This window comes from Citrobacter sp. Cpa228 (genome assembly GCF_030333085.1).
In the GTDB taxonomy this organism is placed as follows: Bacteria; Pseudomonadota; Gammaproteobacteria; order Enterobacterales; family Enterobacteriaceae; genus Citrobacter; species Citrobacter pasteurii.
Window position 1 is genome coordinate 15,721 of record NZ_JAOWGQ010000051.1, and the last position, 23,878, is coordinate 39,598.

Below are 23,878 nucleotides of genomic sequence, written 5' to 3' on the forward strand. Positions count from 1 at the left end.
TTAGTCAAACTCCAGTTCCACCTGCTCCGAACCAATAAGGCCACGGAGATCGTTTAACAAACGATCGCTCGGAGAGACACGCCACGTTGCGCCAAAACGCAATCGTGCTCGTGCATCCGCCCTCTGATAGTAGAGATGTACTGGAATTGTCCCCGAGCGGTGGGGTTCCAGAGACTGACGGAGTCGGTTTAAAAGCTGGTCATCAATTTGCCTGTCCGTCAGCGAGATAGCAAGCCCGCGAGCATATTTTTCCCGGGCTTCGTCAATATCCATGACTTCACGGGCCATCATTTTAAGCCCACCGCTGAAGTCATCAAAGCTGACCTGTCCGCTGACGATAAGTATGCGGTCTTTTTCCAGCAATTGCTGGTATTTATCCAGGGCATCGGTAAATAACATCACTTCCAGACGCCCGGAACGGTCATCCAGTGTACAGATGCCGATACGATTGCCGCGCTTGGTGACCATTACCCGCGCAGCAATGACGAGCCCCGCAGCCGTGGTAACTTTACCACGTTCTGTCGGATGCATGTCTTTCAGCCTGTAGCCTCCGACATAGCGCTCAATTTCTTTTAAATACTGGTTGATAGGGTGTCCCGTCAGGTAAAGCCCTAACGTTTCACGCTCGCCGTCCAGTACCACCTGCTCCGGCCACGGCTGGCAGCTGGCATAGGATTGCTCAATTTGTTCCGGCTCTTCCGCCAGTACGCCAAACATATCAGCCTGACCGATAGCTTCCGCTTTCGCATGTTGATCGGCGGCTTTAAGCGCATCGTTCAGTGAGTTCATCAGTGCTGCGCGATGCGGCCCCAGGCGGTCAAACGCCCCGGACATAATCAGCTTTTCCAGCACCCGGCGGTTGAGTTTTTTGATATCCGTGCGGGCACAGAGATCAAACAGTTCGCGGAAGTAACCGCCTTTATTACGCGCCTCAATGATAGCTTCAATTGGCCCCTCACCCACGCCTTTTATCGCGCCGATACCGTAGACAATCTCGCCATCATCATTAACGTGAAAATGGTACAATCCGGAGTTGATATCTGGCGGCAGGATTTTCAGCCCCATACGCCAGCATTCATCCACCAATCCCACCACTTTCTCGGTGTTATCCATATCGGCCGTCATCACCGCCGCCATAAACTCAGCAGGGTAATGCGCCTTCAGCCACAGCGTCTGGTAAGAGACCAACGCATAGGCGGCGGAGTGCGATTTGTTAAATCCATAACCGGCGAATTTTTCCACCAGGTCAAAGATTTTCATCGCCAGCTCGCCGTCTACACCACGCTTCTTCGCCCCTTCTTCAAAGGTGCCGCGCTGCTTGGCCATCTCTTCCGGTTTTTTCTTACCCATCGCACGACGCAGCATATCCGCGCCGCCAAGGGTATACCCAGACAGCTCCTGGGCAATCTGCATGACCTGTTCCTGATACAGGATAATGCCGTAGGTCGGCTCCAGTACCGGTTTCAGACACTCATGCTGCCATTGTACATCCGGATAGGAAATCTCTTCGCGACCATGCTTACGATCGATAAAGTTATCTACCATCCCCGACTGTAGCGGACCGGGGCGGAACAGTGCCACCAGGGCTATCATATCTTCGAAGCAGTCGGGCTGCAGTCGCTTGATAAGATCTTTCATACCGCGGGATTCAAGCTGGAAGACGGCTGTTGTTTCCGAGCGTTGCAGCATGTCAAAACTTTTCTTATCGTCCAGCGGAATCGCGGCGATATCCAGCGGCGGTTCGCCGTTCTTCTCACGCCGCGCGTTGATCATCTCCAGCGCCCAGTTGATGATGGTGAGCGTGCGCAGACCGAGGAAATCGAACTTCACCAGGCCGGCGTATTCCACGTCGTTCTTATCAAACTGGGTAACCGGGTGCAGTCCCTGCTCATCACAGTACAGCGGTGCAAAATCAGTAATTTTGGTCGGAGCGATAACCACACCACCGGCGTGTTTACCCGCGTTACGCGTGACGCCTTCCAGCTTGCGCGCCATATCAATAAGCGCTCTAACCTCTTCATCTGCCTCATAGATTTCCGGCAGTTGAGGTTCGGCTTCAAAGGCTTTGGCCAGCGTCATGCCCGGGTCGGGCGGCACCAGTTTCGAAATACGGTCAACGAAACCATACGGGTGACCCAGTACTCGACCCACATCGCGGATAACCGCTTTCGCCGCCATGGTACCGAAGGTAATAATCTGCGAAACCGCATCGCGCCCATACATTTCCGCGACGTGTTCAATGACCTGGTCGCGTTTCTCCATACAGAAGTCAACGTCGAAATCGGGCATTGAGACGCGTTCCGGGTTCAGGAAACGTTCGAACAGCAGGTCAAATTCCAGCGGGTCAAGGTCGGTAATTTTTAACGCGTAGGCCACCAGCGATCCCGCACCGGAGCCACGGCCTGGGCCTACCGGTACACCGTTATCTTTCGACCACTGGATAAATTCCATTACGATCAGGAAGTAGCCCGGGAAGCCCATCTGGTTGATAACTTTAAGTTCAACTTCCAGACGCTCATCATAAGGCGGGCGCTTCTGCGCACGGACTTCAGGATCGGGGAACAAAAATTCCAGGCGTTCTTCCAGGCCTTCACGCGATTTCGCGACGAGGAAATCCTCGGTGGTCATGTCGCCGGTCGGGAACTGCGGCAGGAAGTATTCGCCCAGGCGCACCGTCACGTTGCAACGTTTGGCAATCTCGACGGTGTTTTCCAGCGCCTCCGGGATATCGGAGAACAGCTCGCACATCTCCTCTTCGCTGCGCATATACTGCTGCGGCGAATAGTTACGCGGGCGTTTTGGATCATCAAGGGTGAATCCGTCGTGGATTGCTACGCGGATTTCATGCGCGTCAAAATCACCGGTTTCAAGGAAGCGAACATCGTTGGTCGCGACCACCGGCAGGCCGCGTGTTTCGGCCAGCGCTACTGCAGCATGCAGGTAATTTTCTTCATCCTGTCGACCGGTACGGATCAGCTCAAGGAAGTAGCAATCAGGGAAATGCTCTTCATAAAACGCCACGCACTCGTCGACCAGTGCGCTGTTCCCACGCAACAGACTGCGTCCGACGTCACCCATCCGGCCGCCGGAAAGCAAGATTAACCCTTCTTTTAGCTCAACCAGCCAGTCTCTGTCGATCACCGGCCCTTCTGCGCCATAGCCACGCTGATAGGCTTTCGATATCAACAACGTCAGATTCTGATAGCCGGTATTGTTTGCGGCCAGCACGGTGAGCTGCGTGAGTTCATCGCCCAACAGTTCGTTACGGACATGAAAATCTGCGCCAACAATCGGCTTAATACCTGCGCCATGACCCGCTCCGTAAAACTTCACCAGACCACACAGGTTGGTAAAATCGGTGATCGCCAGCGCAGGCATACCCAACGCGGCCGCCTTTTTCACCAGCGGCCCGGTTTTCGCCAGCCCATCGATCATGGAGTAGTCGCTGTGCACCCGCAGGTGGACGAAACGAGGTTCAGACATCTTCAGATTCCTTTAACACAAGAATCAGGACGTGAGTCCCAGTGCGCGTTTGACAGGAGCAAAACTGCGACGATGGTGCTCAATTGCACCATGCTCAGCGAGCGCAGCCAGATGAAAAGCGGTTGGATAACCTTTGTGCTGGGCAAACCCATACTGCGGAAAAACCTTATCCAGCTCGGCCATTTCAGCATCGCGCGTCACTTTCGCCAGGATGGACGCTGCGCTGATTTCCGCAACGCGGCTGTCACCTTTTACCACCGCCATCGACGGTACCGGCAATGTCGGGCAGCGGTTTCCATCGATCAGGACGTATTCCGGCGCAATATGCAAACCTGCAACCGCACGCTGCATTGCCAGCATCGTGGCGTGCAGAATGTTCAGTTCATCGATTTCATGCGGTTCCGCACGCCCCAGGCTCCAGCTTAACGCTTTATCTTTGATTTCATCAAAAAGCGCCAGTCGACGCTTTTCCGACAATTTTTTGGAGTCATTAAGACCCACTATCGGACGTGCCGGGTCAAGAATAACGGCGGCAGTCACTACCGCGCCAACCAATGGACCACGTCCTACTTCATCCACACCCGCCACCAAATGCGTATGTGGATAAACAAATTCAATCATTGTGCTAACTCCAGAACTGCATCTGCCGCCTGCTCATCCGCATTGCAACGGATCTGCTGGTGCAATTCCCGGAACGTGTCGTGCATCGCATGACTGGTTTTACCGTTCGCCAACAGAGGCAGCAACGCCTGCGCCAGCGCCTGCGGCTCACATTCATCCTGCAACAGCTCTTTGACGAGTTCTCTTCCTGCCAGCAGGTTAGGCAGCGATACGTAATCGGTCTTCACCAGACGTTTTGCCAACCAGAAAGTGAAAGGTTTCATACGATAGCCGACAACCATTGGGCATTTCGCCAGCATACATTCCAGCGCAGCCGTGCCAGAGGCCAACAGCGCAGCATCACTGGCGACCATTGCTTCACGTCCCATTCCGTTGAGCAGATGTACGGAAAGATCGGGTGCAACTTCAGCTTTGATACGCTCAAACTGCTCGCGACGTTTGGCATTGACCAACGGCACGACGACTTCAAGATCCGGATAATGCTGACGTAATAGCTGCGCCGTTTTCAGAAAATCGGCGCTGAGCATCTCCACTTCTGCACCACGACTCCCAGGCAAAAGCGCCAGACAGTGAGCATCATGAGGAATGCCTAACACATCACGCGCCGCGTTTTTATCCGGATCCAGCGGCATGGCGTCCGCCATGGTGTGACCGATAAAGCGACACGGGACGTTAAATTTGTCATAAAACGCTTTTTCGAAAGGCAGAAAGGCCAGCACCATATTGGTGGATCTGCCTATTTTGAAAACGCGTTTCTGTCGCCACGCCCATACAGAGGGGCTGACATAATGAATGGTTTTAATACCCTGCGATTTCAGGTTACCTTCCAGGGTAATATTGAAATCAGGTGCATCAATTCCGACGAAAACATCCGGCTTAAGGTCGGTGAATCGGCGAGTGAGATCGGCACGGATATGCAGTAAACGGCGCAGGCGCCCGAGCACTTCTACAATGCCCATTACTGCCAGTTCTTCCATTTCGTACCAGGCTTCACAGCCTTCCGCCTGCATCAATGGACCCGCAACGCCAACAAACCGCGCATTGGGAACACGAGCCTTGAGTGCACGAATTAAACCGGCACCAAGAATATCGCCGGAGGTTTCTCCGGCGACAAGGGCAATCGTTAAAGGACGCTGCTCAGTCATTAACGAATCAGACCACGCGTTGAGCGTTCAAAGAAGTCACTAAAAGCCTGAACATCGGGGTACTGCTTCGCCAGTTCGGCGATTTCCGGTTTCACTTCCTCAAGCGTTTTACCGCTGCGGTACAGCGCTTTATAGGCGTTGCGGATCGCAGTAATGGCTTCACGGGTGAATCCGCGGCGTTTCAGACCTTCGATGTTAACGCCAAATGGCGTCGCGTGGTTGCCCTGGGCGATAACGTATGGCGGGACGTCCTGGGCTACGCCAGAGCAGCCACCCACCATCACGTGTGCACCAATAATGCAGAACTGATGCACTGCGGTCATGCCGCCGATGATAACAAAATCATCAAGTGAAACATGTCCGGCAAGTGTCGCGTTATTCGCCAGAATGCAGCGGTTACCTACCGTACAATCATGCGCAACGTGTGCGTTAATCATCAGTAAGTTATCGCTGCCCACCTTCGTCAACCCACCGCCTTGCACTGTGCCACGATGAATGGTGACGCTTTCGCGAATGCGGTTGCGATCGCCAATTTCCACACGGGTCGGTTCACCAGCATACTTCAAATCCTGGTTTACTTCGCCAATGGAGGCAAACTGATAAATCTCGTTATCGCGACCAATTTTTGTATGGCCATTCACGACAACGTGAGACTTCAGTACGGTACCCTCACCAATTTCAACATGGGGTCCAACAATACAAAATGGGCCAATGTGAGCATTCGCGCCAATGCTGGCGCCGTCTTCGACAATGGCTGTTGGGTGAATAAAGGCGGATTTATCAATCACGTATCAGGCCTCCCGGCTACGGGCACACATCATCGTTGCTTCGCACACAACTTTACCGTCGACCAGCGCAACCCCTTTGAAACGGGTCAGGCCGCGGCGCGTTTTCTCGAAAGTCACTTCCATGATCATCTGATCGCCAGGCACGACGGGACGCTTAAAGCGTGCTTCATCAATACCGGCGAAATAATACAGTTCGCCCGGTTCCAGTTTTCCTACGCTTTTAAACGCCAGAATACCCGTGGCCTGCGCCATCGCTTCCAGAATCAACACGCCAGGAAAAATCGGTTTACCCGGGAAGTGGCCCTGAAAGAAAGGCTCGTTAACGGATACATTTTTCACTGCGCGCAGAAAACGACCTTCTTCAAAATCCAGCACGCGGTCTACCAGTAAAAACGGAAAACGGTGCGGCAGAAGTTCTAAAATCTCTTCAATATGCAGAGTATGAGTGTTAGTAGTCAAAATACTCTTCCTGTCTAAATATACTAAAAGGCAATAATAACACGGCCTGCCGCAATCCCAGGAATGTGACAGGCCGTAAAGTCAGACATGCGTAAAACGATGTTTTAGTCTTGTTGATTAACCTTGCGCTCAATCGCTTTGAGACGCTTGCTCATATCATCAATATTCATCACCAGTGCAGCTGTTTTACGCCATACCTTGTTGGGTTGTAGCGGAATGCCTGAGGAGTAGACGCCCGGTTCAGTGATAGGACGCATCACCATACCCATGCCAGTTACCGTGACTTTGTCGCATATTTCCATATGCCCATTAATCACGCTGGCGCCGCCAATCATGCAGTAACGGCCAATCTTCAGGCTACCCGCCATAATGACGCCACCGGCTACAGCCGTATTGTCGCCAATCACGACGTTATGCGCAATCTGGCACTGGTTATCAATGATAACACCATTACCGATCACCGTATCGTCCAGCGCACCACGGTCAATGGTGGTACATGCGCCAATCTCAACACGATCGCCAATAATCACGCGACCCAATTGAGGGATCTTCACCCAGTTCCCGCGATCGTTCGCGTAACCAAATCCATCGGATCCGACAACAGTGCTGGACTGGATCAGGCAATTTTCACCGATCTGAATGTCGTGGTAAATCGTCACATTCGCCCACAAGCGTGAACCTGCGCCGATTTTTGTGTTTTTTCCAACGAAGCAGCCTGCGCCGATAACCACGTTATCGCCCAGTTCTACGCCAGACTCAATGACCGCATTCGCGCCCACAGAAACATTGTTACCCAACTTCGCCGTCGCATCGATCACTGCACTGGGTGCAATGTTTTGCGCAGGCTGAGGCGTGGTATCTAAAATTTGCGCCATTCGTGCATAGGTCAGGTAGGGATTCTTCACTACCAGCACAGCACTCTTAGCAAACGGAAGGGAGTCCTGCGTCATCACAACGGCAGAAGCCTGGCATGCACTCAGATGCTCACGGTACTTTGGATTCACCATGAACGTGATATTGCCAGTTTGCGCAGATTGCATGGACGCTACGCCGGTGATGACGATATCGCCATCACCGTGTAATTCTGCATCCAACTGCTCTGCTAAATCAGCCAGTCGAATTGAAGGCATTACTTATTTAACCTGTTTCAGTACGTCAGCGGTGATGTCTTTTACATCGCTGCTGTTGTATGCAACGGTGTTCGCGTCAACAACCAGATCGATGCTCTGGCTGCTTGCAACAGATTTCACAGCTGTCTGGATACGATTAACCAGCTTGCCGCGTTCTTCGTTAGAACGACGTTGACGATCCTGCTCGAAAGCCTGCGCTTTCTGAGAGAAAGTCTGGCGCTGCGCCATTACGTCTTTTTCCAGCTTGGTACGGTCGCTGCCTGCTTTCATTGATTGCAGACGCTGCATTTTAGATTGCAGGTCGGATTCCATACGCTGCAGTTCGCTGGCGCGGCCTTTGAACTCATTTTCCAGCGTAGTAGAAACGCCCGTCTTCTGTGCAACCTGTTGGAACAGGCTACCCATGTTGACGATTGCAATTTTGTCAGCAGCCTGTGCGGACGTTGCCATCGCTAAACCGAGACCTGCAGCTAATAACCACTTTTTCACAATTAACTCCTTACCATCCCATTTGCACACGAAGGTGCAGTTCTTTGCGTGGCCAGGCGATCCCATGCAAGATCGCCTAAAGTCAGCGCTACACTACCACTACATTCCTTTGCGAAGAACAATTACCAGGTTTTACCAATGTTAAACTGGAACTGTTCCGCTTTGTCTCCATCGTACTTCTTGAACGGTTGGGCGTAGGAGAAAACCAACGGCCCCAATGGGGACATCCATTGTAACGCGATACCCGCAGACATACGGATATTATTCGGATCGCTGTAGTCTGGCACGCCAACTGCACGGGTGTCAGCGGTATTCTGCCAGTTCGTATCCCACACGGTACCCATATCCCAGAAGAAGGAAGTACGGACCGAGTTAGCATATTTATCGCTGATAAACGGCGTAGGTGTGATGAATTCCAGGCTCGCTACAGCCATGGCGTTACCGCCGACTGCATCGTCTGATTGACAAGGTTTATTGTCAGTTCTCGAGCACTCTTCATAGTTACTCGAATTGGAATCCGATTTAGCACCTGGCAAATAGACTGCTTTTGGACCAATGGTGTTTGACTGGAAGCCACGTACAGTGCTGGAACCACCCGCGTAGAAGTTCTCATAGAACGGCATCTCTTTGCTGCCAATGCCATCACCATAACCCAGCTTGGTGCGTCCCAGAACCACCCATTTGTGATCGTCATCGATCGGCACATAGGTCGCCGTATCCAACGTCGCTTTATAGTATTCGTTATCAGAACCCGGGATGGTCACTTTACCATTCAGGTTGACACGCGTACCTTCCGTAGGGAAATACCCACGGTCCAGCTTGTTGTAGGTCCAACCGTAGTTGAAGGTGAAATCATCCGCGGCAAAGCTGTTGGTATTGTCTTCACCCATGGATTCAAGATAACGATCCATCGCAATCTGCGGCTGCATGTTGGACAGTTTGTTATGTACATAACCCAGGCCTGCACGCAACGTGTTGTATTCGTTGACCGGGAAGCCCAGCGTTACGTCCGTACCATAGCTTTTGTTGGTATAGTCGGACAGATCTGCATCATCTGCCTGGAAGTCGTTATAGAAGACACGACCACCGAGACTCACACCATCGACGGTGAAGTACGGGTTGGTGACAGACAGCTCAGTATAGGTCTGATAGTCGTTTTTGGTGCCGCTAATCCCGACGGAATAACCTGTACCTAACCAGTTATCCTGCTGAACGCCCGCCTGGAAGCTCACGCCACTTTCAGTGCCGTAACCCACACCGAAGTTAAAGCTACCGGTGTTGCGCTCTTTCACCTTATAAACCACATCAACCTGATCAGGACTGCCCGGAACACGTTGAGTATCGGTATCGACAGTTTCAAAGTAACCCAGGCGGTTCAGACGCTCTTTACCCTGGTCAACCAGATCGCTGCCCAACCAGGCGCCTTCCATCTGACGCATTTCGCGACGCAGCACGGAATCTTTCGAGGTGTCGTTACCTTCAAAACGGATCTTACGCACATAGAAACGGTTACCCGCATCCACGTTTACACGCAATTTAACGGTTTTGTCAGCATCGTTGATTTCAGGCTGCGACTGTACACGCGGGTAGGCATAACCATAGCGTCCCAGTAGCTTCTTGATATCATCTTCCATTTTGGTCACTTTAGTGCCGTTATAGAGTTCACCCGGTTCGATTTTCGTCAGGGTCTCAATTTCGGCAGAGTGTCCAGCCAGGTTACCACTCACCTGAACCCCAGAAAGCTTGTACTGATCGCCTTCTGTGATGTTAACGGTGATGTAGATACCTTTTTTATCCGGCGTCAGGCTAACCTGCGTGGAATCGATATTGAAGCGAGCATAACCGCGATCCAGATAGTAACTGCGCAGGGTTTCAAGGTCGCCTGCCAGTTTCTGTTTCTGGTATTTACGATCGCCCACCACGTTCCACCACGGTACTTCATCGCGCAGTTGGAAGTGAGAGATAAGCTCGTCGGTTGTGAAGGCATGGTTGCCGACGATATTGATCTGTTGGATCTTCGCCGAAACGCCTTCCTGGAAGACCAGTTTGAGGTCAACGCGGTTACGCGGCAACGGCGTTACCACCGCTTTCACACTGGCGCTGTATTTACCGACGCTATAGTAGAAATCTTCCAGGCCTTTTTCGATATCGGCAAGCGTTGTGCGATCCAGAGACTCGCCAACACGTACGCCAGACGCCTCGAGGTTTTGCTTCAGCATGTCATCTTTCACCGATTTGTTACCGGAGAAAGTAATGCTGGCAATCGTCGGACGTTCTTTTACCTGAACCAGAAGGGTATCACCATCGCGCAGGACGCGGACATCCTCAAAGTTACCGGTGGCGAACAGAGCACGAATGGTATTACTGATATCTTCATCATTAACCGTGTCGCCTGTACGCACCGGCATACTGAGGAGAGCCGCACCAACGGCGACTCGCTGTAGGCCTTCGAAATGAATGTCCTTCACGACGAACCCTTCAGCACCGTATACGGTGGCGCTGCTAAACAGCAGCGACGCTATGAGCAACTTTTTCATCGCCATCGTTATTATGCGTTCTTCCTAACACTCTCTTACAACCGAGAGAAATCATTGAAAAGTGCAAGCCCCATTAACAACACCAGCAAGATAGAGCCAATGCGATAACTAAAGTCTTGAACCCGCTCGGATACCGGACCGCCCTTCAGCTTTTCAATCGCCAGGAACAGCAGATGCCCCCCGTCAAGAACGGGCAACGGAAACAGGTTGATTATCCCTAAGTTCACGCTGATAAGCGCAAGGAACATCAGGTAATAAATCACCCCGAACTCCGCTGACATCCCAGCCCCCTGGGCGATAGAAATCGGCCCACTGAGGTTGTTCAGTTTTACATCACCGGTAATCAATTTTCCCAGCATACTGACCGTTAGCTTCATCAACTGCCACGTTTTATCCGAGGCTTCGAGGATGGCGCTGAATGGCCCATACTGGCGTACAGTCTTATACTCATCAGGCAGAGGAATAACTTTAGGCACCACGCCCGCAAAACCTTCTGCCTTCCCGTTAACCTCTTTTGAATCTGGGGTTAACGTTAAAGACAAGGAACTTCCTTGTCTTTCAATATCTAGTGCTAACGGCTTATCCGGATTATCGCGCACCAACGTCACAAACGTCATCCATTGCGTTAACGGCTGACCATTGACTTTAACGATCCTGTCGCCAGCTTGCAAACCCGCCTTACTTGCCGCGGAGTTAACCTGCACTTCTGACAGCACAGGTTCAATCTGCGGGCCACGTGGACGAATTCCCAAACTCGTGACGGGATCCTCTTTATCTGGCTCAAATGCCCATTGGCGCAAATCCAGCGTTTTATCTTGTCGCTGGTTACTACCAAACGGCGCCACGCTGAGGATAGTCTGCTCATCACCAATTTTGGCTACCAACTGCAATCGAACGGTATCCCAATCAGGGGTTTCGATACCATCAACCGCTTTTAGTTCCGTGCCTGGCTGAATTTGCGCCTGGGCAGCAATCGAGTTGGGTGTTATTTCACCAACAACCGGACGAACGCCAGGGACACCGATGATAAAGACCAACCAGTAGGCAAAAATAGCGAAGAGGAAATTTGCAATCGGGCCTGCAGCGATAATGGCCGCGCGCTGCCCAACTGTTTTATTGTTGAAAGCGTAATGGCGCAGCTCTGGTACAACGGGTTCAGCGCGCTCATCCAGCATTTTGACATAACCGCCGAGGGGAATTAAGGCGATAACGTATTCCGTACCCTGTTTATCGGTACGGCGCCAAAGCGCTTTTCCAAAGCCAATGGAAAAGCGCTCGACGCGGACTCCGCAGCGCCGTGCAACCCAGAAATGACCAAATTCATGCACGGTGATAAGTACACCAAGTGCAACGATGAATGCAGCCAGATTCCAGAGAATACTCAGCATAAGACCATCCGTTAGAGCGTCCTGAATACCAGTAACAACAGGCAAGCAAAGACCGGCACCGCAGCCGTCAGGCTGTCAATACGATCCAGAATGCCACCGTGTCCTGGGATTAAGTGACCACTGTCCTTAATACCTGCTTCACGCTTAAACATACTCTCGGTCAGGTCACCCAGCACGGAGGCCAGGGCTGCAACGATGGAGCAAATGAGCAAGGTGACAGGCGCAACTTCAAGATTCGCCCACATGCCGTAACCCCATGAGATCACAGCCGCAGTGGCGAGTCCGCCAATAAAACCCTGCCAGGTTTTACCCGGAGAAACCTTCGGCGCCAGCTTATGTTTGCCAAACAACTTACCAAACATATATGCACCGGAATCCGCTCCCCAGACGAGGATCATGACATACAGCAGCCATAGCGCGCCACTATAATGATTCTCATCATAGTGCCAGGCACGCAGCGCCAGCATTCCCCAAAAGAAAGGAACAATGGTTAACACGCCGAAAATTATGCGTAATGTTTTGGAATTACGCCAGACCGAGGCTGAACCGGGGTAAAACAGCACCAGTAATAGCGCCACGGCCCACCAGCCCAGCGACGCCCAAAGCGACACTTCAACCAGCGGTTGGTGAATATTATGATGATACTCAGGCAGCAAAAATAGCATCAGTGCCAGCAATAGCCCGCACAAAACCGCCAACCAAACTCGCTGTGTACGAGTGGCAAAACCACTTAACTGTCCCCATTCCCAGGCGGCCAGCATACAAACGACCAGCGTAACAATGGCGAACCCCACCGGCGGCAACAAAAACAACGCCGCGATGACAACGGGTATTAAAACAAAAGCAGAAATCAGGCGATACTTCAGCAAAAGCGACCCCCATCAGGCTTTTTCATCACCGGGCTCGGTGCCGCCGAAACGACGCTCACGATTAGCAAAGGCATGTAGCGCACCTTCAAAGTCTTGTTCATCGAAATCGGGCCAGAGAACATCCGTAAAGTAAAGTTCGGCATAGGCAATTTGCCACAACAAAAAATTACTAATTCGATGCTCTCCCCCAGTCCTTATCACTAAATCCACAGGAGCCAGCTCATGCATACACACTTGCTGACCAAGCATCTCTTCATCAATTTGCTCTGGACGCAACAGACCTTCCTGCACCTGTTGTGCCAGTTGCCTGACGCCCTGGACAATATCCCACCGTCCACCGTAATTCGCGGCAATATTCAGCGTTAACCCAGTATTCTGGGCGGTAAGCGCTTCCGACTTGCGAATCCGTTCTTGCAAACGTGTGTTAAATCGACTGATATCCCCAATAATACGCAGGCGCACGTTATGGCGGTGCAGGTTTTTCACTTCGCTATCAAGTGCCCACACAAACAACTCCATTAACGCACTGACTTCCTGCGCTGGTCGGTTCCAGTTCTCACTGCTAAAGGCATACAGCGTTAACGCATCAATACCGTTATTGGCAGCAAAAGAGACAGCCCGGCGGACGGATTTTGCTCCGGCCTTATGCCCGAAGGCGCGGATCTTCCCTTGCTTTTTCGCCCAGCGGCCATTGCCATCCATAATAATTGCGACATGGCGACAACCATGTGCTGGCAAGTTCTCGCTTAATGGTTTAGTTGCAGACAACATAACGCGTTTTTAGTCCCTGAAAGGATTATACGGTACTCAGGAATACTGAAGCCTATCCACAAAAAAGCCGTGTCAAACCACGGCTTACCCGATCGAAAAAAAGCAAATACCTGCGATCAGGTGGCGCAGACTATATCACTGAAGCCCAACGCTAACAAATAGCACGATCCCTCACAGAGGGATTATCATCAGCTTGAGAGTCGTGTCACTTGTTTTGTCGCGACGTCTCTGGCGATGGCATCGACCCTCAGCACATCGTCAACGCTCTGCGGTTCCTGCAAATCCATCCTATCCAGTACGGACAAATTAAGATCGGCGATATCCGTAAATCGAATCTGCTGCGCCAAAAATGCGGCAACGGTAATCTCATTTGCGGCATTCAGCGCAGTTGTCGCAGCCTGTCCTTGCTCAAACGCGTCCATCGCCAGTTTCAGGCACGGATAACGCTGATAATCCGGTGCGGAAAACGTCAACGCACTGAGTTGGCAAAAATCGACAGGCTTAACGCCAGAGCTCACACGTTCCGGCCATGCCATCGTATGGGCGATAGGCGTGCGCATATCAGGCTCACCCAACTGGGCCAGGACGCTACCATCCTGATAACGGACCATAGAGTGAATAACCGACTGTGGATGGATCAGCACTTCCATCTGTCTTGCACTGGCATTAAACAACCAACGCGCTTCAATGTATTCCAGACCTTTATTCATCATGGTGGCGGAATCGACGGAGATTTTTCGTCCCATCGACCAATTCGGATGACGGCATGCCTGATCGGGAGTCATTAGAGCCAGAGCGGGCAATGGCGTTTCACGGAAAGGGCCACCAGACCCGGTAAGCAGAACGGACACAACGCCGTTTTGCTCAAGGTCAGCGTATCCCAGATTGTGTTGGATAGGTTGCGGTAAACTCTGAAAAATCGCGTTATGTTCGCTATCTACCGGCAAAAGCTGCGCTTTATGCCGTTTCACGTCGTCCATAAACAGACGCCCGCAGGTTACCAGTGACTCTTTATTCGCCAGCAAAATGTTTTTGCCCGCGCGGATTGCCGCAAGCGTTGGCAACAAACCTGCCGCGCCAACTATCGCCGCCATGACCTGATCGACATCATCCAGCGCGGCCATATCACAGGCTGCCTGCTGCCCGCACATAACCTCGGTGCGACTTCCATGATCCCGCAATGCGGATTTCACCAGCGCTGCACTTTTATCGTCATCCATCACCGCGTAGCGGGGGGAAAACTCAAGACATTGCTCCACCATACGGGCGACATTTTTACCCGCTACCAACGCAGCAACACGAAATTTATCCGGGTTATGGCGTACTACATCGAGCGTACTGCAACCAATAGAGCCGGTTGAGCCCAGGATGGTTAATTGCTTCATGAGACATCCAGAAGAATTGAGACAGGATAAAAAAGCAAAACGCCGCCATCCAGCCTTCTCAGGCCTTCTAAGCGGCGTTTTTAGCGTACAGGCGAATCAGAACTGCATCAGTTCCGCTTCTTTCTCTGCCAGCGCCGCATCAACTTTCTTGATTGCAGCATCGGTCAGTTTCTGTACGTCGTCCTGAGAACGGCGATCGTCATCTTCGCTGATCTCTTTATCTTTCAGCAGCGCTTTCACTTTGTCGTTGGCATCACGGCGTACGTTACGCACCGCAACACGCGCGCCTTCAGCTTCACCACGTACGATCTTGGTCAGATCTTTACGACGCTCTTCGGTCAGCGGTGGCAGTGGTACGCGGATGTCAGAACCCGCTGAGCTTGGGTTCAAACCGAGGTCGGAAGCCATAATCGCTTTCTCAACGGCTGGTCCCATAGAACGGTCAAACACGTTGATTTTCAGGGTACGGGAATCTTCAACCGTTACGCTTGCCAGCTGGCGCAGCGGAGTCGGCGTGCCGTAATATTCTACGATAATGCCATCCAGCAGGCTGGGAGAAGCACGACCGGTGCGAATTTTGCTGATTTGATTTTTGAATGCTTCGACGCATTTGTCCATGCGTACTTCAGCATCTTTTCTGATATCGTTGATCACGTTACGAATCCTTGAAAGCTTGTTTCAGTCAGACCATACCCACCACGCAAGATGTGACAAGTATAGTCTTGATTAATTTTGAGGGACGTATCCCGCGACATTAAAGCGGAATATTACCTGCATTTAGCCGCAACGGGAATTATTCCGTGATTAACGTGCCTTCTTTTTCACCCATCACAACGCGGCGCAGCGCACCCGGTTTGTTCATGTTAAAGACACGAATCGGTAATTTGTGGTCACGAGCCAGCGTGAACGCAGCCAGATCCATCACTTTCAGCTCTTTATCCAGAACTTCAGCATAGGTCAACTGTTCGTACATGGTTGCTGTTGGATCTTTAGCCGGATCGGCGGTAAACACACCATCAACTTTAGTGGCTTTCAGAACCACATCCGCTTCGATTTCAATACCACGCAGGCAGGCTGCAGAATCGGTGGTAAAGAATGGGTTGCCGGTACCCGCAGACAAAATAACCACGCGGTTGTTGCGCAGCAGGCTAATTGCTTCTGCCCAGCTGTAGTTATCACACACGCCGTTCAGAGGAATTGCGGACATCAGGCGAGCGTTCACATAGGCGCGGTGAAGCGCATCGCGCATCGCCAGACCGTTCATTACGGTGGCTAACATGCCCATGTGGTCGCCCACGACGCGGTTCATCCCTGCTTTCGCCAGACCAGCACCACGGAACAGGTTACCACCACCGATCACTACGCCAACCTGGATTCCCAGCTCGACCAGCTCTTTGATTTCCTGAGCCATACGGTCAAGTATGCTTGCATCAATACCGAAGCCTTCTGAACCTTGCAGAGCTTCGCCACTTAACTTAAGCAGAATACGTTTGTAGACGGGTTTTGCATTGGTAGCCATGTTTCTTTCCTGAGACTGTCAACGAATGAGATGAGTTAATTCCAGCAACATTGTATGTCGCTTTTCAGCCCTGCCACTATAGCGCTTAGCTGAATTTACAAGTCGGGCGCAAAAAGAAGCCGCCCTCAGGCGGCTCCTTTTAAAATTAAGACTGCTTGGACATCGCAGCAACTTCTGCTGCAAAGTCAGTCTCAACTTTCTCGATGCCTTCACCCACTTCGAAGCGGATGAAACCAGTTACGTCAGCGTTGTGCTCTTTCAGCAGCTGAGCAACAGATTTGCTCGGTTCCATAACGAAAGGCTGACCAGTCAGAGAAACTTCGCCGGTGAATTTCTTCATGCGGCCTTCAACCATTTTCTCTGCGATTTCTTTCGGCTTACCAGACTGCATCGCGATGTCCAGCTGAACCTGGTATTCTTTTTCTACTACTTCAGCAGAAACGTCTTCCGGCTTAACGAATTCTGGTTTGCTTGCAGCAATGTGCATTGCCAGCTGTTTAACCAGTTCTTCATCAGCGCCAGTTGCAGCAACCAGAACACCGATACGCGCACCGTGCTGGTAGCTACCCAGTACTTCGCCTTCCAGGGAAGCAACGCGACGGATGTTGATGTTCTCACCGATTTTAGCAACCAGAGCAACACGTTCTTCTTCAAACTGTGCTTTCAGAACTTCAACATCAGTGATTTTGCCAGCAACGGCAGCGTCCAGTACTTTGTCAGCAAATGCCTGGAAACCAGCATCTTTAGCAACGAAGTCAGTCTGGCAGTTAACTTCCAGAATGAAAGCGATATTGCCGTCGATTTTGGTTTTGATTACGCCGTCAGCAGCAACGTTGCCTGCTTTTTTCGCTGCTTTGATAGCACCGGACTTACGCATGTTTTCGATTGCCAGCTCGATGTCGCCATTAGCTTCAGTCAGTGCTTTTTTGCAATCCATCATGCCTGCGCCAGTACGCTCACGCAGCTCTTTTACCAGGGATGCGGTAATTTCAGCCATTCTAAAATCCTCGGAAGATTTGATCTGCCCGGCATGAAACCGCACAGATTTAAAAGTGAAAAAGGGGCCTGAAGGGCCCCTAACCAAACATGATACTACCTGGTCTATAAGGGCTCTAACGAGCGTGCCTTATTATTCAGCTTCTACGAAGCTTTCTTCCGCCTGGGAAGCCAGATCCTGAGAACGGCCTTCACGAACGGTAGTAGCTACAGCGCCCAGGTACAGGGTCACAGCACGGATTGCGTCGTCGTTACCCGGGATAACGAAGTCAACACCGTCCGGATCAGAGTTGGTATCAACGATAGCAAATACCGGGATACCCAGGTTGTTTGCTTCTTTGATAGCAATGTGCTCGTGGTCAGCATCGATTACGAACAGAGCGTCCGGCAGGCCGCCCATGTCTTTGATACCGCCCAGGCTGTTTTCCAGTTTCTCAAGCTCACGGGTGCGCATCAGCGCTTCTTTCTTGGTCAGCTTTTCGAAAGTACCGTCCTGAGACTGAGTTTCCAGATCTTTCAGACGTTTGATGGACTGACGAACGGTTTTCCAGTTAGTCAGCATACCGCCCAACCAGCGATGGTTCACGAAGAACTGATCGCAGCTGTTAGCAGCGTCTTTCACCGCTTCGCTTGCAGCGCGTTTAGTACCAACGAAAAGGATTTTACCTTTACGAGCAGAGATCTTGTTCAGTTCAGCCAGAGCTTCGTTGAACATCGGTACAGTTTTCTCAAGGTTGATGATGTGAACTTTGTTACGCGCACCGAAGATGAACGGCTTCATTTTCGGGTTCCAGTAACGGGTCTGGTGACCGAAGTGAACACCAGCCTTGAGCATGTCGCGCATGGAAACAGTTGCCATGATAAAAACCTCTATATATAAAGTTGGGGTTAAGCCTCCACGCATCCCATATTACCGACCCTTAAGGGCACCCCGGAATATGTGTCGATACGTGTGTGTTGTTACACAAAGTGAGATTTGTCGCTCCCGTCCATCGTGTGTAGTCTGCGAATAGAACGGAAGTCCGGCGCGCTTTATACCACAAATAAGCCGTCGACACCAATAATTGTTGGTACTGTGTGCTGAATGAACGATGAATTTCGTGTTACAGGAAGGCGGCAAATTTTTGAATCTCCAGGAGCTTACATGTAGTAAGTGACTGGAGTGAAAAAATACAGCCAACGCACCTGTGGCACGAAAGGCGAAGTTCAGAATGATTCTCAATTTGGCAGGGTATACCCCAGACTGATACCATTGACGACACTTACACAATTATTGTCGAAATAATCGGCACTGATGGACAGAATTCATGGCTATCTCAATTAAGACTCCTGAAGAAATCGAAAAAATGCGCGTCGCTGGCCGTCTGGCCGCCGATGTACTGGAAATGATCGCACCGTTTGTTAAACCGGGCGTCAGCACCGGCGAGCTGGATCGCATCTGTAACGACTACATCGTGAATGAACAGCAGGCGATTTCCGCATGCCTGGGTTATCACGGTTATCCGAAATCCGTGTGCATCTCTATTAATGAAGTGGTGTGCCACGGGATCCCGGATGACGCTAAGCACCTGAAAGACGGCGACATCGTCAACATCGACGTCACCGTAATTAAAGACGAGTACCATGGCGACACGTCGAAAATGTTCATCGTCGGGAAACCAACCATTCTTGGCGAGCGTCTGTGCCGCGTCACGCAGGAAAGCCTGTATCTGGCGCTGCGGATGGTAAAACCGGGTATTCGCCTGCGTACCCTGGGAGCTGCAATTCAGAAATACGCAGAAGGCGAAGGCTTTTCTGTGGTCCGTGAATACTGCGGCCACGGTATCGGTCGCGGCTTCCATGAAGAACCTCAGGTTCTGCACTACGATGCGGACGACGGCGGTGTGGTACTGCAGCCGGGCATGACCTTCACCGTAGAACCGATGCTGAACGCCGGCGATTACCGTATCCGCACCATGAAGGACGGCTGGACGGTGAAAACCAAAGACCGCAGCTTGTCTGCTCAGTACGAGCATACTATTGTGGTAACGGAAAACGGCTGTGAAATTCTGACGTTACGCAAGGATGACACCATCCCGGCGATCATCACACACGGCGAATAATGTTTTGCCTGATGGCGATGCCCCTGCATCTTATCAGGCCTACAAATTGCACTACTTCGTAGGCCGGATAAGGCGCTCGCGCTGCCATCCGGCTTTTTAATGGGTGGCGCATAATGAATACTCTTCCTGAACAGCACGCAAATACTGCCCTCCCCACCCTGCCTGGCCAACCGCAAAACCCAGGGACATGGCCACAGCACGACCTCAACTGTACCGGCGTTAAAGCCCATATCGATAATTTCCAGCACTGGCTGGGGGAAGCTTTTGACAGCGGAATTTCCGCTGAACAGTTAATCGAAGCCCGCACCGAATTTATTGACCAGTTGCTGCAGCGCCTGTGGATTGAAGCCGGTTTCGGTCAGATTGCCGATCTGGCGCTGGTTGCCGTTGGCGGCTACGGGCGTGGTGAACTGCATCCCCTTTCCGATATTGACCTGCTGATCCTGAGTCGTAAAAAACTGCCTGACGCGCAGGCGGAGAAAGTCGGCGAGTTATTAACGCTATTGTGGGATGTGCGGCTGGAGGTAGGACACAGCGTGCGGACGCTGGAAGAGTGTCTGCTGGAAGGATTGTCAGATTTAACCGTCGCCACAAACCTGATAGAAACACGTCTGCTGATTGGCGATGTCGCGCTGTTTCTGGAGCTACAAAAGCATATTTTTAGCGAAGGTTTCTGGCCGTCCGATAAATTTTATGCTGCCAAAGTAGAAGAACAGAATCAACGCCACCAGCGCTATCACGGCACCAGCTACAACCTGGAGCCGGATATCAAAAGCAGTCCCGGCGGCCTGCGCGATATTCATACTCTGCAATGGGTCGCCCGCCGTCATTTTGGTGCCACGTCGCTGGATGAGATGGTCGGCTTCGGCTTCCTGACGCTGGCAGAACGCGCCGAATTGAATGAATGTTTGCATATTCTGTGGCGGATCCGCTTCGCATTGCATCTGATCGTGAACCGTTACGATAATCGTCTGCTGTTTGATCGGCAGCTCAGCGTGGCTCAACGCCTCAATTATGGCGGTGAAGGCAATGAGCCGATCGAGCGGATGATGAAAGACTATTTCCGGGTCACGCGACGAGTGAGTGAACTGAACCATATGCTGCTCCAGCTGTTTGACGAGGCGATCCTCGCCATGCCGGCTGATGAAAAACCGCGCCCAATTGATGACGACTTTCAACTGCGTGGCACATTGATTGACCTGCGCAATGACGACCTGTTTATCCGCGAGCCCGAGGCCATTTTGCGGATGTTTTACATCATGGTACGCAATAGCGCGATCACCGGAATTTACTCCACCACACTGCGTCATTTGCGTCATGCCCGCCGTCATTTAACTCAACCGCTGTGCTACATTCCGGAAGCGCGCTCGCTATTTCTCAGCATGTTGCGCCATCCGGGCGCAGTGAGTCGCGGCCTGTTGCCAATGCATCGCCATAGCGTGTTATGGGCCTATATGCCGCAGTGGTCACATATTGTCGGTCAAATGCAGTTTGATCTGTTTCATGCTTATACCGTGGATGAGCACACTATCCGCGTAATGCTGAAACTGGAAAGTTTTGCCAGGGAAGAGACTCGCCAGCGCCATCCGCTGTGTGTGGATCTGTGGCCGCGCTTGCGTCAACCGGAACTCATTCTGATTGCGGCGCTGTTCCACGATATCGCCAAAGGACGTGGCGGCGATCACTCTATTCTGGGGGCTCAGGACGTACTCAAGTTCGCCGAATTACACGGACTCAACTCCCGCGAAACGAATCTGGTCATGTGGCTGGTGCGCCAGCATCTGCTGATGTCGGTGACCGCTCAGCGCCGTGATATTCAGGATCCGGAGGTGATTAAGCAATTCGCTGAAGAAGTGCAAACGGAACATCGTCTGCGCTTTTTAGTGTGCCTGACCGTCGCGGATATTTGCGCGACTAACGAAACGCTGTGGAATAGCTGGAAGCAAAGTCTGCTGCGCGAGCTGTACTTTGCGACGGAAAAACAGCTACGTCGTGGGATGCAAAACACGCCGGATATGCGCGAACGCGTGCGCCATCATCAGCTTCAGGCGCTGGCGCTACTGCGAATGGACAACATTGACGAAGAAGCGCTGCACCATATCTGGTCACGCTGCCGCGCCAACTATTTCGTGCGCCACAGCCCAAATCAACTGGCCTGGCATGCGCGTCATCTGCTGCAACACGATCTCAGTAAACCGCTAATTTTACTCAGCCCGCAGGCCACGCGCGGCGGAACGGAGATTTTCATCTGGAGCCCGGACCGTCCTTACCTGTTCGCCGCCGTCTGCGCCGAACTGGACAGGCGTAATCTTAGCGTTCACGATGCACAAATTTTCACCACCCGTGATGGCATGGCGATGGATACGTTCATCGTTCTGGAGCCGGACGGCAGTCCGCTGTCGTCAGACCGACACGAAGCGATCCGTTTTGGACTGGAACAGGCGATCACGCAGCGGAGCTGGCAGCCGCCGCAACCACGTCGCCAACCGGCAAAATTGCGCCACTTTACCGTCGATACCGAGGTCACTTTCCTGCCGACCCATACCGACCGAAAATCATTCCTTGAGCTTATCGCCCTCGACCAGCCTGGACTGCTGGCGCGGGTCGGGCAGATTTTTGCCGATCTGGGAATTTCGCTGCATGGCGCCCGAATTACAACTATTGGCGAGCGAGTAGAAGATTTATTCATAATCGCCACCGCCGACCGGCGTGCTCTTAATAATGAGCTGCAGCAGGAAGTACATCAACGGTTGACAGAGGCCCTCAATCCAAACGATAAAGGGTAATGTTTTTATTTATTATGGAAAGAGTTTAACAATGCAGCAGTTACAGAACGTTATTGAGTCCGCTTTTGAGCGTCGTGCCGACATTACTCCGGCAAATGTGGATACCGTAACCCGTGAAGCGGTTAATCAGGTTATTTCTTTACTGGATTCCGGTGCACTGCGTGTCGCAGAAAAGATTGACGGCCAGTGGATCACCCATCAGTGGCTGAAAAAAGCGGTCCTGCTCTCTTTCCGTATTAACGATAATCAGGTTATCGAGGGTGCGGAAAGCCGCTACTTCGATAAAGTGCCGATGAAATTCGCCGACTACGATGAAGCACGCTTCCAGAAAGAAGGCTTCCGCGTGGTTCCGCCTGCGGCCGTGCGTCAGGGCGCATTTATCGCGCGTAACACCGTGCTGATGCCGTCTTACGTTAACATTGGTGCGTATGTCGATGAAGGTACGATGGTTGATACCTGGGCGACCGTAGGTTCTTGTGCGCAAATCGGTAAGAATGTTCACCTGTCCGGCGGCGTCGGCATCGGTGGCGTACTGGAGCCATTACAGGCAAACCCGACCATCATCGAAGATAACTGCTTCATCGGCGCACGTTCTGAAGTTGTGGAAGGCGTGATTGTCGAGGAAGGCTCTGTTATCTCGATGGGCGTGTATATCGGTCAGAGCACCCGTATTTACGATCGCGAAACCGGCGAAGTGCATTATGGCCGCGTTCCGGCGGGCTCTGTGGTTGTCTCCGGCAACCTGCCATCGAAAGATGGCAAATACAGCCTGTACTGCGCGGTGATTGTGAAGAAAGTCGATGCCAAAACGCGTGGCAAAGTGGGTATCAACGAACTGTTACGTACCATCGACTAACAGCAATTTGAAAAAGCGGGCTTAGCCCGCTTTTTTTACATCTGCGAGTGGCATAAACAAGGCTTTTCGTTAATTATTCAATGGTTATGGTGAGCTTAAGGGTACCGCTATGTATGACAATCTGAAAAGTCTGGGCATTACTAATCCTGAAGAGATCGATCGTTACAGTCTGCGGCAAGAAGCCAACAACGATATCCTGAAAATCTATTTCCAGAAGGATAAAGGCGAGTTTTTTGCCAAGAGCGTGAAGTTCAAATATCCCCGCCAGCGTAAAACAGTAGTCGCCGATGGCGTCGGTCAGGGCTACAAAGAAGTGCAGGAGATCAGTCCAAACCTGCGCTATGTGATCGACGAGCTGGATCAGATCTGCCAGCGCGATCGCAGTGAAGTCGATCTTAAACGCAAGATCCTCGATGATTTACGTCATCTGGAAAGCGTCGTGACCAATAAGATCAGCGAAATTGAAGCCGATCTGGAAAAGCTAACGCGTAAGTAAGCAGTTTGTTGCCGGATGGCAGCGTATTACGCCTTATCCGGCCTACAGGTATGTCCTC

20 protein-coding genes are annotated in these 23,878 nt (G+C 51.8%); 4 read left to right on the top strand and 16 right to left on the bottom strand.

Annotated elements, in window-relative coordinates:
- The 16 genes from dnaE to rpsB form a co-directional block, all read right to left on the bottom strand.
- Positions 1-3,483 (bottom strand): DNA polymerase III subunit alpha, encoded by a 3,483-nt coding sequence (dnaE, locus tag OGX91_RS13870; protein ID WP_005132092.1) that lies wholly within the window; start codon positions 3,481-3,483, stop codon positions 1-3.
- Positions 3,484-3,507: 24 nt separating this feature from the next.
- Positions 3,508-4,104, bottom strand: a complete 597-nt coding sequence (gene rnhB / locus OGX91_RS13875) for a ribonuclease HII (protein ID WP_005132093.1) — start codon at positions 4,102-4,104, stop codon at positions 3,508-3,510.
- On the bottom strand, positions 4,101-5,249 hold the full coding sequence (gene lpxB / locus OGX91_RS13880) for a lipid-A-disaccharide synthase (protein ID WP_005132094.1): 1,149 nt from the start codon (positions 5,247-5,249) through the stop codon (positions 4,101-4,103). Before lpxB ends, rnhB begins: the two co-directional genes overlap by 4 nt.
- Positions 5,249-6,037, bottom strand: a complete 789-nt coding sequence (gene lpxA, locus OGX91_RS13885) for an acyl-ACP--UDP-N-acetylglucosamine O-acyltransferase (protein WP_005132096.1) — start codon at positions 6,035-6,037, stop codon at positions 5,249-5,251. Before lpxA ends, lpxB begins: the two co-directional genes overlap by 1 nt.
- 3 nt (positions 6,038-6,040) lie before the next feature.
- On the bottom strand, positions 6,041-6,496 hold the full coding sequence (fabZ, locus tag OGX91_RS13890) for a 3-hydroxyacyl-ACP dehydratase FabZ (RefSeq protein ID WP_003018528.1): 456 nt from the start codon (positions 6,494-6,496) through the stop codon (positions 6,041-6,043).
- Positions 6,497-6,600: 104 nt separating this feature from the next.
- A complete protein-coding gene (gene lpxD / locus OGX91_RS13895) occupies positions 6,601-7,626 on the bottom strand; it encodes a UDP-3-O-(3-hydroxymyristoyl)glucosamine N-acyltransferase (RefSeq protein ID WP_040230032.1) in 1,026 nt (341 codons plus the stop codon).
- Positions 7,627-7,629: 3 nt separating this feature from the next.
- Positions 7,630-8,115: a molecular chaperone Skp gene (gene skp / locus OGX91_RS13900; RefSeq protein ID WP_005132103.1), complete on the bottom strand. Its 486-nt coding sequence runs from the start codon at positions 8,113-8,115 to the stop codon at positions 7,630-7,632.
- Positions 8,116-8,237: 122 nt separating this feature from the next.
- Positions 8,238-10,658 carry an outer membrane protein assembly factor BamA gene (gene bamA / locus OGX91_RS13905; protein WP_005132105.1) on the bottom strand — a complete coding sequence of 807 codons (2,421 nt, stop codon included), beginning with the start codon at positions 10,656-10,658 and terminating at the stop codon, positions 8,238-8,240.
- Positions 10,659-10,687: 29 nt separating this feature from the next.
- Positions 10,688-12,040, bottom strand: a complete 1,353-nt coding sequence (gene rseP, locus OGX91_RS13910) for a sigma E protease regulator RseP (RefSeq protein WP_005132106.1) — start codon at positions 12,038-12,040, stop codon at positions 10,688-10,690.
- Between the two features lie 11 nt (positions 12,041-12,051).
- The gene (cdsA, locus tag OGX91_RS13915) at positions 12,052-12,909 is read right to left on the bottom strand and encodes a phosphatidate cytidylyltransferase (protein ID WP_040230031.1); all 858 of its coding nucleotides are present in this window, start codon (positions 12,907-12,909) and stop codon (positions 12,052-12,054) included.
- Between the two features lie 12 nt (positions 12,910-12,921).
- A complete protein-coding gene (gene ispU, locus OGX91_RS13920) occupies positions 12,922-13,680 on the bottom strand; it encodes a (2E,6E)-farnesyl-diphosphate-specific ditrans,polycis-undecaprenyl-diphosphate synthase (protein ID WP_040230029.1) in 759 nt (252 codons plus the stop codon).
- Positions 13,681-13,868: 188 nt separating this feature from the next.
- Positions 13,869-15,065 (bottom strand): 1-deoxy-D-xylulose-5-phosphate reductoisomerase, encoded by a 1,197-nt coding sequence (ispC, locus tag OGX91_RS13925; RefSeq protein ID WP_286626559.1) that lies wholly within the window; start codon positions 15,063-15,065, stop codon positions 13,869-13,871.
- Between the two features lie 96 nt (positions 15,066-15,161).
- On the bottom strand, positions 15,162-15,719 hold the full coding sequence (gene frr, locus OGX91_RS13930; protein ID WP_005132113.1) for a ribosome recycling factor: 558 nt from the start codon (positions 15,717-15,719) through the stop codon (positions 15,162-15,164).
- A 139-nt stretch (positions 15,720-15,858) separates the two neighbouring features.
- Positions 15,859-16,584 carry a UMP kinase gene (gene pyrH, locus OGX91_RS13935; RefSeq protein ID WP_005132114.1) on the bottom strand — a complete coding sequence of 242 codons (726 nt, stop codon included), beginning with the start codon at positions 16,582-16,584 and terminating at the stop codon, positions 15,859-15,861.
- 145 nt (positions 16,585-16,729) lie between these two features.
- A complete protein-coding gene (tsf, locus tag OGX91_RS13940; protein WP_005132116.1) occupies positions 16,730-17,581 on the bottom strand; it encodes a translation elongation factor Ts in 852 nt (283 codons plus the stop codon).
- Positions 17,582-17,713: 132 nt separating this feature from the next.
- A complete protein-coding gene (gene rpsB, locus OGX91_RS13945; RefSeq protein WP_005132117.1) occupies positions 17,714-18,439 on the bottom strand; it encodes a 30S ribosomal protein S2 in 726 nt (241 codons plus the stop codon).
- A 448-nt stretch (positions 18,440-18,887) separates the two neighbouring features.
- Between rpsB and map the strand changes: the two genes are divergently transcribed.
- The 4 genes from map (at position 18,888) to OGX91_RS13965 (ending at position 23,820) form a co-directional block, all read left to right on the top strand.
- Positions 18,888-19,682 carry a type I methionyl aminopeptidase gene (gene map, locus OGX91_RS13950; RefSeq protein ID WP_005132119.1) on the top strand — a complete coding sequence of 265 codons (795 nt, stop codon included), beginning with the start codon at positions 18,888-18,890 and terminating at the stop codon, positions 19,680-19,682.
- 113 nt (positions 19,683-19,795) lie between these two features.
- Positions 19,796-22,468 (top strand): bifunctional uridylyltransferase/uridylyl-removing protein GlnD, encoded by a 2,673-nt coding sequence (gene glnD / locus OGX91_RS13955; RefSeq protein WP_005132121.1) that lies wholly within the window; start codon positions 19,796-19,798, stop codon positions 22,466-22,468.
- A gap of 31 nt (positions 22,469-22,499) precedes the next feature.
- Positions 22,500-23,324, top strand: a complete 825-nt coding sequence (gene dapD, locus OGX91_RS13960) for a 2,3,4,5-tetrahydropyridine-2,6-dicarboxylate N-succinyltransferase (protein WP_005132123.1) — start codon at positions 22,500-22,502, stop codon at positions 23,322-23,324.
- A gap of 109 nt (positions 23,325-23,433) precedes the next feature.
- The gene (locus OGX91_RS13965; RefSeq protein WP_003018562.1) at positions 23,434-23,820 is read left to right on the top strand and encodes a DUF3461 family protein; all 387 of its coding nucleotides are present in this window, start codon (positions 23,434-23,436) and stop codon (positions 23,818-23,820) included.
- Positions 23,821-23,878: the final 58 nt, after the last annotated feature.